Source organism: Cupriavidus sp. MP-37, from assembly GCF_020618415.1.
Lineage (GTDB): Bacteria > Pseudomonadota > Gammaproteobacteria > Burkholderiales > Burkholderiaceae > Cupriavidus.
Map to the genome: position 1 here is coordinate 1652212 of NZ_CP085344.1, position 15782 is coordinate 1667993.

Consider the following 15782-nt stretch of genomic DNA (forward strand, 5'->3'; position numbering starts at 1 on the left):
ACGGAGCCGGCCCGGTCTGGCATACAATCGCGCTTTCGTAAAACAATACGTCAGGTTTTATCTGGTGTCCCAAGCCGTGTCCTCCCCACAAGAAACGCCGGCTGTGCCGGCTGCTGCGGCCGTCGAAGGTGCTGCCCCCGTCGCAAAGAACTCCCGTGGCCGTGGTGCCGCCCAGGGCGGTACGCCCGCGGACGACCCCGTGGTGACGATCGACAGCCTCGACATGGAAGCGCGCGGCGTCGGCCGGCTGGTCAACGAGGACGGCACGCCGGGCAAGGTGATCTTCGTCGAGGGCGCGCTCCCCGGCGAGACCGTCAGCTACCGCAGCTATCGCCGCAAGCCCAGCTACGAGCAGGCGCATCTGGGCGAAGTGAAGCAGGCCTCGGTGATGCGCGTGGCACCGGGCTGCCAGCACTTTGGTGTCTGCGGCGGGTGCTCGATGCAGCATCTCGATTCTCGCGCGCAGCTGGCCATCAAGCAGCGCGTGCTGGAAGACAACCTGTGGCACTTGTCCAAGGTGAAGCCCGACGTGGTGTTCCGCCCGATCGCCGGGCCGGACTGGGGCTATCGCTACCGCGCGCGCCTGACGGTGCGCCATGTGGCCAAGAAGGGCGGGGTGCTGGTCGGCTTCCATGAGCGCAAGAGCAGCTACGTGGCCGACATGACGCGCTGCGAGATCCTGCCGCCGCACGTGTCGGCGATGCTGGTGCCGCTGCGCGAGCTGGTGATGGGCCTGTCGATCCGCGACCGCATGCCGCAGATCGAGCTGGCGGTCGGCCAGGAGGTGACGGCGCTGGTGCTGCGCATCCTCGAGCCGCTGACCGATGCCGACAAGGACCTGCTGCGCGCCTTTGCCGATGCGCACAAGGTCCAGTTCTGGCTGCAGCCGAAGGGCCCGGATACGGTCTATCCGTTCTACCCGGCCGATGCCGAACTGGCCTACACGCTGCCCGAGTTCGGCATCCGCATGCCGTTCAAGCCGACCGATTTCACCCAGGTCAACCACCAGATCAACCGCGTGCTGATCGGCCGCGCGCTGCGCCTGCTGGACGCGCAGCCGCAGGACCGGCTGCTCGACCTGTTCTGCGGCATCGGCAACTTCACGCTGCCGCTGGCCACGCAGGGCAAGTCGGTGATGGGCATCGAAGGCAGCGAGGCGCTGACCGCGCGCGCGCTGGCCAACGCCGAATACAACGGGCTGGCCGCCAAGACCGGGTTCGCGTGCCGCAACCTGTTCGAGGTCACCGCCGAAGACATCGCCGCGCTCGGCCGCTTCGACCGCTGGCTGGTGGATCCGCCGCGCGAAGGCGCCCTGGCGGTGTGCAAGGCGCTGGGCGAGCTGGCGCAGCAGGGCAGCGACGTGCTGCCGCGGCGCATCGTCTATGTCTCGTGCAGCCCCGCCACGCTGGCGCGCGATGCCGGCCTGCTGGTGCACGAGGCGGGCTACCGCCTGAGCGGCGCCGGCGTGGTCAACATGTTCCCGCACACCTCGCACGTGGAGTCGATCGCGGTGTTCGACCGCGACTGAGCGCCGCGGGCGCGCAAAAGAAAAGCCGGCCAGTGGCCGGCTTTTTCATGCCGCGGCGTTTGCCGTCATTCGCGGTTGCCGCCGAAGATCCCGAGCAGCGCCAGCAGGTTGGCGAAGACGTTGTACACGTCCAGGTAGATCGCCAGCGTGGCGGTGATGTAGTTGGTCTCGCCGCCGTTCACCACGCGCTGCACGTCGAACAGGATGTACGCCGAAAAGATACCGATCGCGATCACCGACACCGTGATCATCAGCGCCGGCAGCTGCAGCCAGATATTGGCCACGCTGGCCAGGATCAGCAGGATCACGCCGACGAACAGGAACTTGCCCAGACCGGAGAAATCGCGCTTGCTGACGGTGGCGATCGAGGCCATGGCGCCGAACACCGCCGCGGTGCCGCCAAAGGCGTACATGATCAGTGCCGGGCCGTTCGAGAACGACAAGGTGACGCTGATCAGCCGCGACAGCATCAGGCCCATGAAGAAGGTGAAGGCCAGCAGCAGCACCACGCCCATGCTGCTGTTCTTGGTCTTCTCGATGGCAAAGAAGAACCCGAACGCGATCGCCAGGAACAGGATCAGCGACAGGCCGGGGCTGCCCGCCATGAAGCTGAAGCCGGTGGCCACGCCGATCCACGCACCGAGCACGGTGGGGATCATCGAGAGGGCCAGCAGCCAGTAAGTGTTGCGCAAGACCCGGTTGCGAACGACGACGTCAGTGACGGTCGACGCACTGTTGCCGAAACCGTAGGTGTTCAGCTTGTTATCCATGGTGACTCCTGTCTCAAAACGGTGAGGCGCCGGCGTTGCGAGACTTCAGATGCGAAGTTTCGTATGGACGCCGGACGGAACCATCGTCAATGTGGCATCGGGCAGGCCGGATTGCAAGGGCGCGGTAATCCAACAGTCACCTGGCGCTGGCTCGCGTCCGTTCGACGCCGCTCACATTGGATGTTAGCGGGGGCGCTGCGTTCCGGGGATGACAAGGTTGTAATGTGCCGTTTTTGCAACTTGATGGCGGGCGGTGCACGAGGGGTGCGCGGGCAGGCCGGCAGGTCTGCAAGACCCTCGAAACCGTCATAGTCTTCGTGCTAGAATTGCACGTTTAATCCATTTGTAACCCCTTCATTTTTCGGAGTTTTTCATGGCGATCGAACGCACCCTGTCGATTATCAAGCCGGATGCCGTGGCCAAGAACGTCATCGGCCAGATCTACGCCCGTTTCGAGGCCGCCGGCCTGAAGATCGTTGCTGCCAAGATGGTGCACCTGTCGCGCGGCGAAGCCGAGCAGTTCTACGCTGTCCACAAGGAGCGTCCGTTCTTCAAGGACCTGGTCGACTTCATGGTTTCGGGCCCGGTCATGATCCAGGCGCTGGAAGGCGAGAACGCCATCGCCAAGAACCGCGACCTGATGGGCGCCACCGACCCGAAGAAGGCCGAGAAGGGCACCATCCGCGCCGACTTCGCCGACAGCATCGACGCCAACGCCGTGCACGGCTCGGACGCCGCGGAAACGGCTGCCGTGGAAGTGGCATTCTTCTTCCCGGGCATGAACGTCTACAGCCGCTGATCGGCTGCTGACCGACACCACTGAGTTTGCCGTCATGAACGATCTCGTCAACCTGCTCGACCTCGACGCGGACGCGCTCACCGCCTATTGCGGCGAGCTCGGCGAGAAGCCGTTCCGTGCGCGGCAGCTGCAACGCTGGATCCACCACTACGGTGCCAGCCGCTTCGACGCCATGTCGGATCTCGCCAAGTCGCTGCGCGAAAAGCTCGCGACCCGCGCCGAGATCCGCGCGCCCGCCGTCATCACCGACAACCTGTCGGCCGACGGCACGCGCAAGTGGCTGCTCGACGTGGGCGAGGGCAACGCGGTGGAGACGGTGTACATCCCCGAGGAAACGCGTGGCACGCTGTGCGTTTCCTCGCAGGCGGGATGCGCCGTCAACTGCCGGTTCTGTTCGACCGGCAAGCAAGGCTTTTCGCGCAACCTCAGCACCGGTGAAATCATCGGCCAGCTGTGGATGGCGGAGTTCGCCATGCGCGAGCAACTGGGCCGCGGCCCCAAGGATGACCGCGTCATCTCCAACGTGGTGATGATGGGCATGGGCGAGCCGCTGCTGAACTACGACGCCGTCGTGCCGGCCATGCGGCTGATGCTCGACGACAACGCCTATGGCCTGTCGCGCCGCCGCGTGACGCTGTCCACCTCGGGCGTGGTGCCGATGATGGACCGGCTGTCGAAGGATCTCCCGGTCGCGCTGGCCGTGTCGCTGCATGCGTCCAACGACGCGCTGCGCGACGTGCTGGTGCCGCTGAACAAGAAATACCCGCTGGCCGAGCTGATGGCGGCATGCCGCCGCTACCTGGAATTCGCGCCGCGCGATTTCATTACTTTCGAATACTGCATGCTGGACGGCGTCAACGACAGCGTCGAGCATGCGCGGGAACTGCTGAAGCTTGTCGCCGACGTGCCGTGCAAGTTCAACCTGATCCCGTTCAATCCCTTCCCCGAATCGGGCCTGAAGCGTTCCAACAACGAGCAGATCCGCCGCTTCGCGCAGGTGCTGATGGACGCCGGCATCGTCACCACCATCCGCAAGACCCGTGGCGACGACATCGACGCCGCCTGCGGCCAGCTGGCCGGGGAAGTGAAGGACCGCACGCGCCTGGCCGAACGGGGCAAGTTCGGCAAGATCACGCCGCTGGTGCCGGTCACTGCCAGCGGGCAGCCGCGGGAGGCGCGCCCTGCATGATCCGTCTGATCGCTGCGGCCCTGCTGGGGCTGCTGATGTTGTCCGGGTGCCAGCTGCCGCATGCGCCGGCGCAGGATCTCCAGACCGCTTCCGACCAGACCGAGGCACGGCGCCGGGCCGGCATCCGGCTGCAACTGGCCACCAATTATCTGGAGGCCGGCCAGAACGCGGTCGCGCTTGACGAGATCAAGCAGGCCATCGCCATCGATCCGTCGCTGGCCGACGCCTACCATGTGCGGGCGCTGATCTACATGAGCATGAATGAGCGGACCCTGGCCGAGGACAGCTTCCGCACCGCCGCCTCGATGCGCGCCAACGACGGCGACCTGCTCAATAACTACGGCTGGTTCCTGTGCCAGCAAGGGCGCTACGGCGAAGCCGTGCCCATGCTGCAGCGCGCCGTGTCGGCGCCGTCGGCGGGCGGCCCGGTCAAGCCGCTGATCAGCCTGGGCGCGTGCGAACTGCGCCAGGGCCACAGCGCCGAGGCGGAGAAAAACCTGAAGGCCGCGCTCGGCTACGACCGCAACAACCCGGTGGCCAACACCAACCTGGCGCTGGTGTTCTACCGGCGCGGTGATTACGTCCAGGCGCGGCAGTACGTCCAGCGCGTCAACAACAGCCAATTTGTCACTGCGCAATCCCTCTGGCTGGGAGCGCGCATTGCCCACCGTCAGGGCGACGGCCGCACGCAGGATGCGCTGGGGGCGCAACTGCGCAGCCGCTTCCCCGACTCGCGCGAGGTGGCCGCCTACGAACAAGGAGCATGGGATGAGTGAGCACGACCGCGCCGCAGGCCAGGCCGTACCGACGCAGGCAGTCGGCGGAGGCGCGCATGAGGGGGAACGTGAAGCCGCGGCGCGCGAAATCGGCGCGGCACTGGCGCGCGCGCGCGAGGCGCAGCGGATGTCGGTCGAGGACGTCAGCGCCCGGCTGAAGGTGGCGGCCAGCAAGCTGCGCGCGATCGAGGCGGCCGAGCTGCAGGCGCTGCCCGACGTGACCTTCGCCAAGGGCGTGATGCGCGCCTATGCCCGCATGCTCCATGTCGATATCGACCCGCTGCTGGCGCGCTTCCAGCCGCGCGCGGTGGCGCAGGTGGCGGAAATCGCCCGCCAGCGCGAGGGCGGCATCAATGCGGCCTTCGACGACCGCAACCGCTTCCGCTCCGGCGGCAATGGCGGCCGCTGGATCTGGCTGGCGCTGGTCGCGGTGGTGGTGGCCGCAGGCATCTGGTTCGGGCTCGACCATATCCGTGCGTGGCTCGACGCGCGCAGCAGCGCCGCCGAAACGGTGACGGCCGAGGCACCGGCGGCGGACAATGCAGGCACGGAAGCCGGCATGGTTACCGCGACGCTGCCGCCGGTCATGGCAGCCAGCGACTCGCCGGCACCGTCCGCAGAAACCATTCCGGCCAGCGCCGCGGCAGCTTCGGCGCCGGCGGCAGCCCCGGCAACCGCCGCGGCCGCATCGGCACCGGCGGCCCCCACGGCAGCCGCCGCGGCGTCTGCGGAGGGCGAGTTGCAGATCCGCTTTGTCGCCGATACCTGGTTTGAAATCCGCGACCATAGCGGCAAGGTCGTCATGGGCGGCACCGCCAAGGCCGGCCAGACCATGGCCGGCGGCGGCACAGCCCCGTACAAGGTGGTGATCGGCAACGTCAAGGGTGTCGAGTCGCTCACGCGTAACGGCACGCCGGTTGACCTGAAGGCAGCCAACCGCAACAACGTGGCGCGCCTGACGCTGCCGTGACGCGGGCGCGTGATGCGGCGAGGTGCGGCGAGGTGCGGCAAGGTGCGTCTTTGCAAGGTGGTAACGCTATGAACCAACAGCTCTGTCTTCCGGTCCTGCCGGGCCCGCTGCCGCGCCGCCAGACCCGTCAGGCGCGGGTCGCGTGGGGCGACAACGTGGTCACCATCGGCGGCGATGCGCCGGTGCGGGTGCAGTCGATGACCAATACCGACACGGTCGATGCCATCGGTACCGCGATCCAGGTCAAGGAGCTGGCGCGCGCGGGTTCCGAGATCGTCCGCATCACGGTGAACACGCCCGAGGCCGCCGCCGCGGTGCCGTCGATCCGCGAGCAGCTCGACCGCATGGGCGTCGACGTGCCGCTGGTGGGGGATTTCCACTACAACGGCCACAAGCTGCTGCAGGACTATCCGGCCTGCGCCGAGGCGCTGTCCAAGTACCGCATCAACCCGGGCAACGTCGGCCAGGGCGCCAAGCGCGATACGCAGTTCGCGCAGATGATCGAGATGGCGTGCCGCTACAACAAGCCGGTGCGCATCGGCGTGAACTGGGGCAGCCTGGACCAGGATCTGCTGGCGCGCATCATGGACGAGAACGCCGGGCGCGCCGAGCCGTGGCCGGCGCAGAGCGTGATGATCGAGGCGCTGATCACCTCGGCCATCGATTCGGCCAGAAAGGCCGAGGAGATCGGCCTGCCGGGCAGCCAGATCATCCTGTCGTGCAAGGTGTCGCAGGTGCAGGAGCTGGTCGCGGTGTACCGCGAGCTGGCGCGCCGCTGCGACTACGCGCTGCACCTCGGCCTGACCGAGGCCGGCATGGGCAGCAAGGGCATCGTGGCTTCCACCGCGGCGCTGTCGGTGCTGCTGCAGGAAGGCATCGGCGACACCATCCGCATCTCGCTGACGCCCGAACCCGGTGCGCCGCGCGAGAAAGAGGTGTACGTCGGCCAGGAAATCCTGCAGACCATGGGCCTGCGCAATTTCACCCCGATGGTGATTGCCTGCCCGGGCTGCGGACGCACCACCAGCACGGTGTTCCAGGAACTGGCGGCCAGCATCCAGGCCTACCTGCGCGAGCAGATGCCGCAATGGAAGACCGCCTATCCGGGCGTCGAGGAAATGGACGTGGCCGTGATGGGCTGCATCGTCAACGGCCCGGGCGAAAGCAAGCACGCCAATATCGGCATTTCGCTGCCGGGCTCGGGCGAATCGCCGGCCGCGCCCGTGTTCGTCGATGGCGTCAAGGTGAAGACGCTGCGCGGCGAACGCATTGCAGAAGAATTCCAGGCGATCGTAGATGAATACGTTCGCACGCATTACGGCCCGGGCGCTGCGCGGGCCGGCAAAGACGTGGCAGCCTGAGCCGGACCGGCCGGGGCCAGCAGCCTGACTAGAGCACAATGACGCAAACCGAGAACATGGCCGCCGAAGGCGCTGCCAAGACTGAACCGAAGGCGCGCCCCGCCAAGGCCCTGCAGGGCGTGAAGGGCATGAACGACATGCTGCCGGCCGACGCGCCGCTGTGGGAGCATTTCGAGAACGCCGCGCGCGCGATGCTGCGCGCCTACGGCTACCAGCAGATCCGCACGCCCATCGTCGAGCACACCCAGCTGTTCGTGCGCGGCATCGGCGAGGTCACCGACATCGTCGAGAAGGAGATGTACTCCTTCACCGATTCGCTCAACGGCGAGCAGCTGACGCTGCGCCCCGAGGGCACCGCCGCGGCCGTGCGCGCCACCATCGAGCACAACCTGTTGTACGACGGCCCCAAGCGCCTGTGGTACACCGGCCCGATGTTCCGCCACGAGCGTCCGCAGCGCGGCCGCTATCGCCAGTTCCACCAGCTCGGCGCCGAGGCGCTGGGCTTCGCCGGCCCGGATGTGGATGCCGAAATCATCCTGATGTGCCAGCGCCTGTGGGACGACCTGGGGCTGACCGGCGTGCGCCTCGAGCTCAATTCGCTCGGGCAGGCCGACGAGCGCGCGGCGCACCGCGAGCAGCTGATCAAGTACCTGGAAGGCTTCCAGGACATCCTTGATGACGACAGCAAGCGCCGCCTGTACACCAACCCGCTGCGCGTGCTCGACACCAAGAACCCGGCGCTGCAGGAAATGGCGGCCAACGCGCCCAAGCTGATCGACTTCCTCGGCGAGGCCTCGCTGGCGCACTTCGAGGGCGTGCAGCGGCTGCTGAAGGCCAACAACATCCCGTTCAAGATCAATCCGCGCCTGGTGCGCGGCCTCGATTACTACAACCTGACGGTGTTCGAGTGGATCACCGACAAGCTGGGCGCGCAGGGCACCATCGCCGGCGGCGGCCGCTATGACCCGCTGATCGCGCAGATGGGCGGCAAGCCGGCCCCGGCCTGCGGCTGGGCCATGGGCATCGAGCGCATCATCGAGCTGATCCGCGAAGAGGGCGTGGTGCCCGAGGCGGTCGGTTGCGACGTCTATCTGGTGCACCAGGGCGAGGCCGCCGCGCAGCAGGCGATGGTGGCCGCCGAGCGCCTGCGCGACGCCGGCCTCGACGTGGTGCTGCACGCCAGCCCGGACGGCAAGGGCGGCAGCTTCAAGTCGCAGATGAAGCGCGCCGACGCAAGCGGCGCGGCCTATGCCGTTATCATTGGCGACGACGAAGTCGCCGCCGGCGTGGTCCAGGTCAAGGAACTTCGCCAGCGCGAGCAGGCCGAAGGCGGTGGGCAACAGGCCACCGTGCCGGCCGAAGGCCTGGTCGATTACCTGATCGACGCCATGGTCGGTGCCAGCGAATAAGCGCGCGCCACAACCCGGGACCACGAGTATCCAACCAACGCAGGTGATTGCCTCGACATGGCTTACGATCTAGAAGAACAGGAACAGCTTGAGAATCTGAAGGCCTGGTGGCGCCAGTATGGCAATGCGCTGACCTGGGCGCTGATCATCGCGCTGCTGGCCTTTGCCGGCTGGAACGGCTGGAAGTACTGGGAGCGCAAGCAGGCCGGCGAAGCCGCGGTGCTGTACGAGCAGGTGCTCAAGGCCGCCGAGGCGCGCGATGTCGAGCGCGTCAAGCGCGCCGCGACTGACCTGGAAGGCAAGTTCGGCCGTACCGCCTACGGCCAGATGAGCGCACTGGTGGCCGGCCGCGTGCTGTACGATGCGGGCGACCTGAGCGCCGCCAAGAGCCAGCTGCAATGGGCCATCGACCACGGCGACGAAGCCTATTCGCACCTGGCGCGCGTGCGCCTGGCCGGCGTGCTGCTCGACGAGAAGGCCTATGACCAGGGCCTGGCGCTGCTCAAGGACGAGCCGCCGGCCGCGTTCGTCGCGCTCTACGCCGACCGCCGCGGCGACCTGCTCGCCGCGCAGGACAAGCGCGACGATGCCCGCACCGCCTATCGCAAGGCGCTGGACAAGCTGGGCCAGGCCGAGCCGGCGATGCGCCAGATCATCCAGTTCAAGCTCGATGCGCTGGGCACGGCCTGATCCTGCTGCCGCTTGAACCGTTGCCATACCCTTGCCATACCGTTGATCCCGCGGATCGAACAACAGGACCGTAAAGTTATGACGTCAGTGCTTTCCCGTGCCGTACATCGCCAGCCCGCCCGCACCGTTTCGCGTGCGCTGGTGGCGGCTGCCTGCCTGGCCACGCTGGGCGGCTGCGCGCTGTTCAGCAAGGAAAACAAGCACCCGCCCGCGCAACTCAAGCCGGTATCGGCGACGCTGGCGGTGCGCCAGGCCTGGAAGGCCGATGTCGGCAAGAGCGGCCCCTATTCGATGCAGCCGGCAGCGGCGGGCAACAATGTCTATGTGTCGTCCAACAACGGCAATGTGATGGCGCTCGAAGGCGCCAGCGGCCGCGTGCTGTGGAAGGCCAAGACCGACGTGGACCTGACCTCCGGGCCGGGCAGCGACGGCTCGGTCACCGCGGTCGCGGGCGAGAAGGGCGCGGTCTATGCCTTCGACGCCAGCGGCAAGCAGATCTGGAAGAAACAGGTCAACGGCGAGGTCCTGTCGGCACCGCTGGTCGGCAACGGCCTGGTAGTGGTGCGCACCACCGATACCCGCGTGTTCGGCCTGGATGCCGAGACCGGCGAGCGCCGCTGGATCTACCAGCGTTCGCAGACGCCGCTGAACCTGCGCGCGGCGATGGGCATGGTGTTCGCCGGCGACGGCATCGTGATGGGCTTCCCCGGCGGCAAGCTCGGCGTGCTGACGCCGGGCAACGGCGTGCTGCGCTGGGAAAGCGCGATTTCCTACCCGAAGGGCGTGTCGGAGATCGAGCGCCTGAACGACGTCACCGGCCTGCCCATGGTCAGCGGGCGCCAGGTCTGCGCCACCACCTTCCAGGGCCGGGTCGCGTGCCTGGAACTGGCCAGCGGCCAGCCGCAGTGGGGCAAGGATTTCTCGTCGCCGGCGGGCCTGGCGCAGGATGACAATGCGCTTTACGCCAGCGACGAGCAATCGGTGGTGCATGCCTTCGACCGCCAGAACGGCAGCGAGCGCTGGAAGAACGCCGACCTGCGCAACCGCCGCCTGGGCGCGCCGCTGGCGCTGGGCCGCTCGGTGGTGATGGGCGACTTCGAAGGCTATGTCCACTTCCTGTCGCGCGAAGACGGCCAGGTGGTGGCACGCATGAAGACCGATGGCAGCGCCATCACCGCCGCGCCCGTGGTGGCGGGGCAGACCCTGGTGATCCAGACGCGCGACGGCGACGTCTACGGTTTCCAGCCTGGCTGACAGGACCCAATGCGCGCTGCCGTACACCTGTCGGTACGGCCGGCGCCGAATCCGGTAGCATGATCCTTGGCGCGGCAATTGCAGCGGGTCGTTGACCCGCGCCGCGCCCGACAGGACAAGCAGCAACCCGCGCCCAGGTGGCGCGGGCTGCTGCTGGAACCTTTGACTCCGGAGTTACCGGGGGGCGGCAGTTGCCGGCCCCCGTTTCCGTTTATGGCATGAAACCAGTTATTGCACTTGTCGGCCGCCCCAATGTGGGCAAGTCGACGCTATTCAACCGCATGACCCGCTCGCGCGACGCGCTCGTCGCCGACCTGCCGGGCCTGACGCGCGATCGCCATTACGGCGAAGGGCGCATCGGCGAACGTCCGTTCATCGCCATCGATACCGGCGGCTTCGAGCCCGTGGTCAAGGAAGGCATCGTCGCCGAGATGGCCAAGCAGACCAAGCAGGCGGTGGTCGAGGCCGACGTGGTGATCTTTATCGTCGACGGCCGCCTGGGCCTGGCGCCGCAGGACCGCGCCATCGCCGATTACCTGCGCAAGACCGGCCGGCGCATCATGCTGGCGGTCAACAAGGCCGAGGGCATGAAGTACACCTCGGTGGCGGCGGATTTCTATGAGCTCGGCATGGGCGACCCGTACGCGATCTCCGCCGCCCATGGCGACGGCGTGCGCGAGCTGGTCGACGAGGCCATCGAGCTGGCGGTGCAGGAGCGCCCCGAGCTGGCCGAGGAGGCCTCGGACGAGGGCAAGGGCGTCAAGATCGCCATTGTCGGACGTCCCAATGTGGGCAAGTCCACGCTGGTCAATACGCTGATCGGTGAAGAGCGCGTGATCGCCTTCGACATGCCCGGCACCACCCGCGACGCCATCTACGTTGAGTTCGAGCGCGGCGGCAAGCCCTATACGCTGATCGATACCGCCGGCCTGCGCCGGCGCGGCAAGGTGTTCGAGGCGATCGAGAAATTCTCGGTGGTCAAGACGCTGCAGTCGATCGCGGATGCCAACGTGGTGATCCTGCTGCTCGACGCGCAGCAGGATATTTCCGACCAGGACGCGCACATTGCCGGCTTTATCGTCGAGTCCGGCCGTGCCCTCGTGGTGGGCGTGAACAAATGGGATGGCCTGGACGGCCACACGCGCGACCGCATCAAGCACGACCTCGAGCGCAAGCTGCAATTCCTCGGCTTTGCCAACTTTCACTTTGTGTCGGCGCGCGAGCGCACCGGCATCGGCGCGCTGATGCGCTCGGTCGACGACGCCTATGCCGCGGCCATGGTCAAGCTGCCGACGCCGCAACTGACGCGCGTGCTGCAGGAAGCCGTGGAATTCCAGCAGCCCAAGCGCGTCGGCGCGTCGCGGCCCAAGCTGCGCTATGCGCACCAGGGCGGCTCCAATCCGCCCATCATCGTGATCCACGGCAATGCGCTGTCGGGCGTGGCCGAAACTTACCGGCGCTACCTGGAAAACCGTTTCCGTGCGGCCTTCAAGCTTAAGGGCACGCCCCTGCGCATCGAATTTCGCACGAACAAAAATCCGTACGCGGACTCGAAGGAGTGAGTCCGGAATCGGATCCGTGACGGCGCCAGTTTTCGTTTGCGTTCGTTTGGAACTGCGGCTAAATTCACGGTAGCAGGGGGTTCCCTGCGCATTGACGCCAACTTGGTACCGTTTTGATCTTTTTTCTGGCGCGTTTTTGCGCCGCCTGACTTGAACCGGGGATTTCCATCCCCATCATTCACCACTAAACCTATAAATTTGGAGTGTGCCATGAGCAACAAAGGGCAACTGCTACAAGACCCGTTCCTGAACGCGCTGCGCAAAGAGCACGTGCCGGTTTCCATCTATCTCGTCAATGGCATCAAGCTGCAAGGCAATATCGAATCGTTCGACCAGTATGTCGTCCTGCTGCGCAACACCGTGACCCAGATGGTCTACAAGCATGCGATTTCCACCGTCGTGCCGGCACGCGCGGTCAATTTCCGTGTGGATGATTCCGCCGAGGCCTGATCTGACCGATCTGCCCCAGGGCATCGTACGGGCGCCAGCCGGCGCCGCCACGATGCCCGGCACCGGCGTGCCAATGCACCCGGTGCCGCGCGGCGCCGCGGTTGCCGATGCGCCCGCCGCCGCCACGTTCCGCACCATGCGGCGGCCTGTCCCGGCAGGGGCCAGGACAGTGCCCGAGATCCTCCATTCCGCCCCCTGAACCCGAATTTCCCTGCGCATTCGCGCCCGCCCTTGGACCCCAGAGCCACCTCCAATACCGCCCCTTCGCGCGCCATCCTCGTCGGCGTTGACTTCGGCAAGCATGATTTCCAGGAAAGCCTCAGCGAACTGGCGCTGCTGACCTCAACCGCCGGCTCGCTGCCGGTGCATACGCTGACGGGCCGCCGCTCGCGGCCGGATCCGGCGCTGTTCATCGGCTCCGGCAAGGCCGAGGAGCTGAAGGAGGCCGCCGATGCGCTGGATGCCGACGTGGTGGTGTTCAACCACGCGCTCAGCCCGGCGCAGCAACGCAACCTGGAGCGCTTCCTGCAACGCCACGTGATCGACCGGACCGGCCTGATCCTGGACATCTTCGGCCAGCGCGCGCAGAGCCATGTCGGCAAGGTGCAGGTCGAACTGGCGCAGGTGCAGTACCGCGCGTCGCGGCTGGTCCGCGCGTGGAGCCACCTGGAGCGTCAGAAGGGCGGCATCGGCATGCGCGGCGGCCCCGGCGAGCGCCAGCTCGAACTGGACCGCCGCATGCTGGACGAGCGCGCCAAGCGGCTCAAGTCCGATCTGTCGCGGCTGCAGCGCCAGCACAGCACGCAACGGCGGGCGCGCGCGCGCAACGACACCCTCAGCATCTCGCTGGTGGGCTACACCAACGCGGGCAAGTCGACGCTGTTCAACGCGCTGACCAAGGCCGGCGCATATGCGGCCGACCAGCTCTTCGCCACGCTCGACACCACCTCGCGCCGGCTGTTCCTGGACGGCCTGGGCAACGTGGTGCTGTCGGACACGGTCGGCTTTATCCGCGACCTGCCCACGCAGCTGGTGGCGGCGTTCCGTGCCACGCTCGACGAGACCGTGCATGCGGACCTGCTGCTGCATGTGGTCGACGCGTCGAGCCCGGTGCGCCACGAGCAGATCGAGCAGGTCAACCGGGTGCTGGCCGAAATCAACGCGCTGGACATCCCGCAGATCGTGGTGATGAACAAGATCGACGCCGCGCCCGAGTTGATGGGCGATGGCCCGCGCATCGAGCGCGACGCGGACGGCATCCCCACCCGCGTGTTCCTGAGCGCGCGCGAGGGGCTGGGCCTGGACGCGCTGCGCGAGGCCGTGGTCGAGGTGGCGCAATGGCTGGCCAGCCGCCCACCCGAGCCGCAGCCCTACGATCCGCGCCTGGACCAGGTGGCGCAGCCCGACGACGCCGGCGCTATCGGAGATGGCGGCGTGGCGGATGGTGGCGACGACGCCGATGCGGCGGACTCGCCCCGGCTGTAGGACCGGTGTGCCAGCCAGGGGCTGGCCGCCATAGCGAGGCCGTCTCCGGAGCCGGTTTGGCGCCGGTTCTGCCCAATCCCGGCGCGGTTGCCGCGGGGATTGCGCGAATTGGCCAAAAGTGGCGCCGATGACTGCTAGAATCCCCCTGTTACAAACTTCCCCGGACCCGTGCACTTCATGCCCCAGTTTCCACGGAATGCTGATTCGAGCCTGACACCAGGCGGCCGCCTCGCGCTGCGCGCGGGCTGGCAGCGCCTGCGCGCCATCTTCTCGCTGAACGATCCGCGCTGGGGTCGGGATGGGCAGGACGACGACAAGAAGGACGGCCGCGACGACAGCCGCCAGCAAAACCAGCGTCCGCAGCAGGATGGCGGCCCGCCGGACCTGGATGAACTGTGGCGCGACTTCAACCGCCGCCTGAACGGCCTGCTCGGCCGCAAGGACAACGGCGGCAACGGCAACCAGGGCTTCGGCGGCCCGCGCACGTCCGGCAAGGGCTCGGGCGTCGGCGCCGGCGTGATCGTGGCGGCGGTGGTCGGCATCTGGCTGGCCAGCGGCTTCTTCATGGTGCAGGAAGGCCAGACCGCGGTGATCCTGCAGTTCGGCAAGTTCAAGTACTCCACCGGCCCCGGCATCAACTGGCGCATGCCCTGGCCGATCCAGTCGGCCGAGGTGGTCAACCTGTCGGCGGTGCGTTCGGTCGAGGTCGGCCGTTCCACCTCGATCAAGGACAGCAACCTGAAAGACTCGTCGATGCTGACGCAGGACGAGAACATCATCGACGTGCGCTTCACCGTGCAGTACGTGATCCAGGACGCCAGCGAATTCCTGTTCTTCAACAAGACCGACCGGGGCGGCGACGAAGAACTGGTGACGCAGGCGGCCGAGACCTCGGTGCGCGAGATCGTCGGCCGCAACAAGATGGACGCGGTGCTGTACGAAAACCGCGAACAGATCGCGCAGCAGCTGGCCAAGTCGATCCAGGCCATCCTGTCGGCGTACAAGACCGGCATCCGCGTGCTGTCCGTGAACGTGCAGAGCGTGCAGCCGCCCGAGCAGGTGCAGGCCGCGTTCGACGACGTCAACAAGGCCAGCCAGGACCGCGAACGCGCCATCAGCGAAGGCCAGGCCTACGCCAACGACATCATCCCGCGCGCCAAGGGTACCGCGGCGCGCCTGAAGGAAGAATCCGAAGCCTATCGCTCCCGCGTGGTGGCGCAGGCCGAGGGCGATGCGTCGCGCTTCCGTTCGGTGCAGGCGGAATACGCCAAGGCGCCGCAGGTGACGCGCGACCGTATCTATCTGGAGACCATGCAGCAGATCTACACCAATTCGACCAAAGTGCTGGTCGACGCGCGCCAGGGCAACAACCTGCTCTACCTGCCGCTGGACAAGCTGATGGCGCAGGCCGAGGGCCGCGCCACGCCGCAGCCGGGCCAGCCTGGCGCGGCGGGCACGCCGGCGCCCGCGCCGGATGCCTCGACGGACAACCGGTCGCGCGAAGCGCTGCGCAACCGCGACCGCGACTCGCGCTGAGGA

14 protein-coding genes are annotated in these 15782 nt (G+C 67.2%); 13 read left to right on the top strand and 1 reads right to left on the bottom strand.

Annotated features, from left to right (window positions below):
• Positions 1-199 precede the first annotated feature (199 nt).
• Complete coding sequence (rlmD, locus tag LIN44_RS07775) at positions 200-1528, top strand: 23S rRNA (uracil(1939)-C(5))-methyltransferase RlmD (protein WP_370641629.1); 1329 nt, start codon at positions 200-202, stop codon at positions 1526-1528.
• Positions 1529-1593: 65 nt separating this feature from the next.
• On the opposite strand, the gene LIN44_RS07780 is transcribed toward rlmD, so the two are convergent.
• On the bottom strand, positions 1594-2298 hold the full coding sequence (locus tag LIN44_RS07780) for a Bax inhibitor-1/YccA family protein (protein ID WP_012353168.1): 705 nt from the start codon (positions 2296-2298) through the stop codon (positions 1594-1596).
• Between the two features lie 373 nt (positions 2299-2671).
• On the opposite strand from LIN44_RS07780, the gene ndk reads away from it, so the two are divergent.
• The 12 genes from ndk to hflK all read left to right on the top strand — a co-directional run bounded on the left by ndk (position 2672) and on the right by hflK (position 15779).
• Positions 2672-3097, top strand: a complete 426-nt coding sequence (gene ndk, locus LIN44_RS07785) for a nucleoside-diphosphate kinase (protein WP_012353167.1) — start codon at positions 2672-2674, stop codon at positions 3095-3097.
• A 34-nt stretch (positions 3098-3131) separates the two neighbouring features.
• Positions 3132-4286 carry a 23S rRNA (adenine(2503)-C(2))-methyltransferase RlmN gene (gene rlmN, locus LIN44_RS07790; RefSeq protein WP_227314203.1) on the top strand — a complete coding sequence of 385 codons (1155 nt, stop codon included), beginning with the start codon at positions 3132-3134 and terminating at the stop codon, positions 4284-4286.
• Positions 4283-5062: a type IV pilus biogenesis/stability protein PilW gene (gene pilW / locus LIN44_RS07795; protein WP_227314204.1), complete on the top strand. Its 780-nt coding sequence runs from the start codon at positions 4283-4285 to the stop codon at positions 5060-5062. Before rlmN ends, pilW begins: the two co-directional genes overlap by 4 nt.
• On the top strand, positions 5055-6032 hold the full coding sequence (locus LIN44_RS07800) for a RodZ domain-containing protein (protein ID WP_227314205.1): 978 nt from the start codon (positions 5055-5057) through the stop codon (positions 6030-6032). Before pilW ends, LIN44_RS07800 begins: the two co-directional genes overlap by 8 nt.
• 68 nt (positions 6033-6100) lie before the next feature.
• Positions 6101-7393 (top strand): flavodoxin-dependent (E)-4-hydroxy-3-methylbut-2-enyl-diphosphate synthase, encoded by a 1293-nt coding sequence (ispG, locus tag LIN44_RS07805; protein WP_227314206.1) that lies wholly within the window; start codon positions 6101-6103, stop codon positions 7391-7393.
• A gap of 38 nt (positions 7394-7431) precedes the next feature.
• Positions 7432-8802 (top strand): histidine--tRNA ligase, encoded by a 1371-nt coding sequence (gene hisS / locus LIN44_RS07810; RefSeq protein WP_227314207.1) that lies wholly within the window; start codon positions 7432-7434, stop codon positions 8800-8802.
• A 57-nt stretch (positions 8803-8859) separates the two neighbouring features.
• Positions 8860-9492 (top strand): tetratricopeptide repeat protein, encoded by a 633-nt coding sequence (locus tag LIN44_RS07815; protein ID WP_227314208.1) that lies wholly within the window; start codon positions 8860-8862, stop codon positions 9490-9492.
• Positions 9493-9570: 78 nt separating this feature from the next.
• Positions 9571-10746, top strand: coding sequence for an outer membrane protein assembly factor BamB (gene bamB / locus LIN44_RS07820; RefSeq protein WP_227314209.1), 1176 nt, complete (start codon positions 9571-9573; stop codon positions 10744-10746).
• Between the two features lie 218 nt (positions 10747-10964).
• The gene (gene der / locus LIN44_RS07825; RefSeq protein ID WP_092309243.1) at positions 10965-12308 is read left to right on the top strand and encodes a ribosome biogenesis GTPase Der; all 1344 of its coding nucleotides are present in this window, start codon (positions 10965-10967) and stop codon (positions 12306-12308) included.
• A gap of 210 nt (positions 12309-12518) precedes the next feature.
• Positions 12519-12758 carry an RNA chaperone Hfq gene (gene hfq, locus LIN44_RS07830; RefSeq protein WP_012353158.1) on the top strand — a complete coding sequence of 80 codons (240 nt, stop codon included), beginning with the start codon at positions 12519-12521 and terminating at the stop codon, positions 12756-12758.
• Positions 12759-12989: 231 nt separating this feature from the next.
• On the top strand, positions 12990-14243 hold the full coding sequence (gene hflX, locus LIN44_RS07835) for a GTPase HflX (protein WP_227314210.1): 1254 nt from the start codon (positions 12990-12992) through the stop codon (positions 14241-14243).
• Positions 14244-14420: 177 nt separating this feature from the next.
• Positions 14421-15779 (top strand): FtsH protease activity modulator HflK, encoded by a 1359-nt coding sequence (hflK, locus tag LIN44_RS07840; protein ID WP_227314211.1) that lies wholly within the window; start codon positions 14421-14423, stop codon positions 15777-15779.
• The last annotated feature ends 3 nt before the right edge of the window (positions 15780-15782 follow it).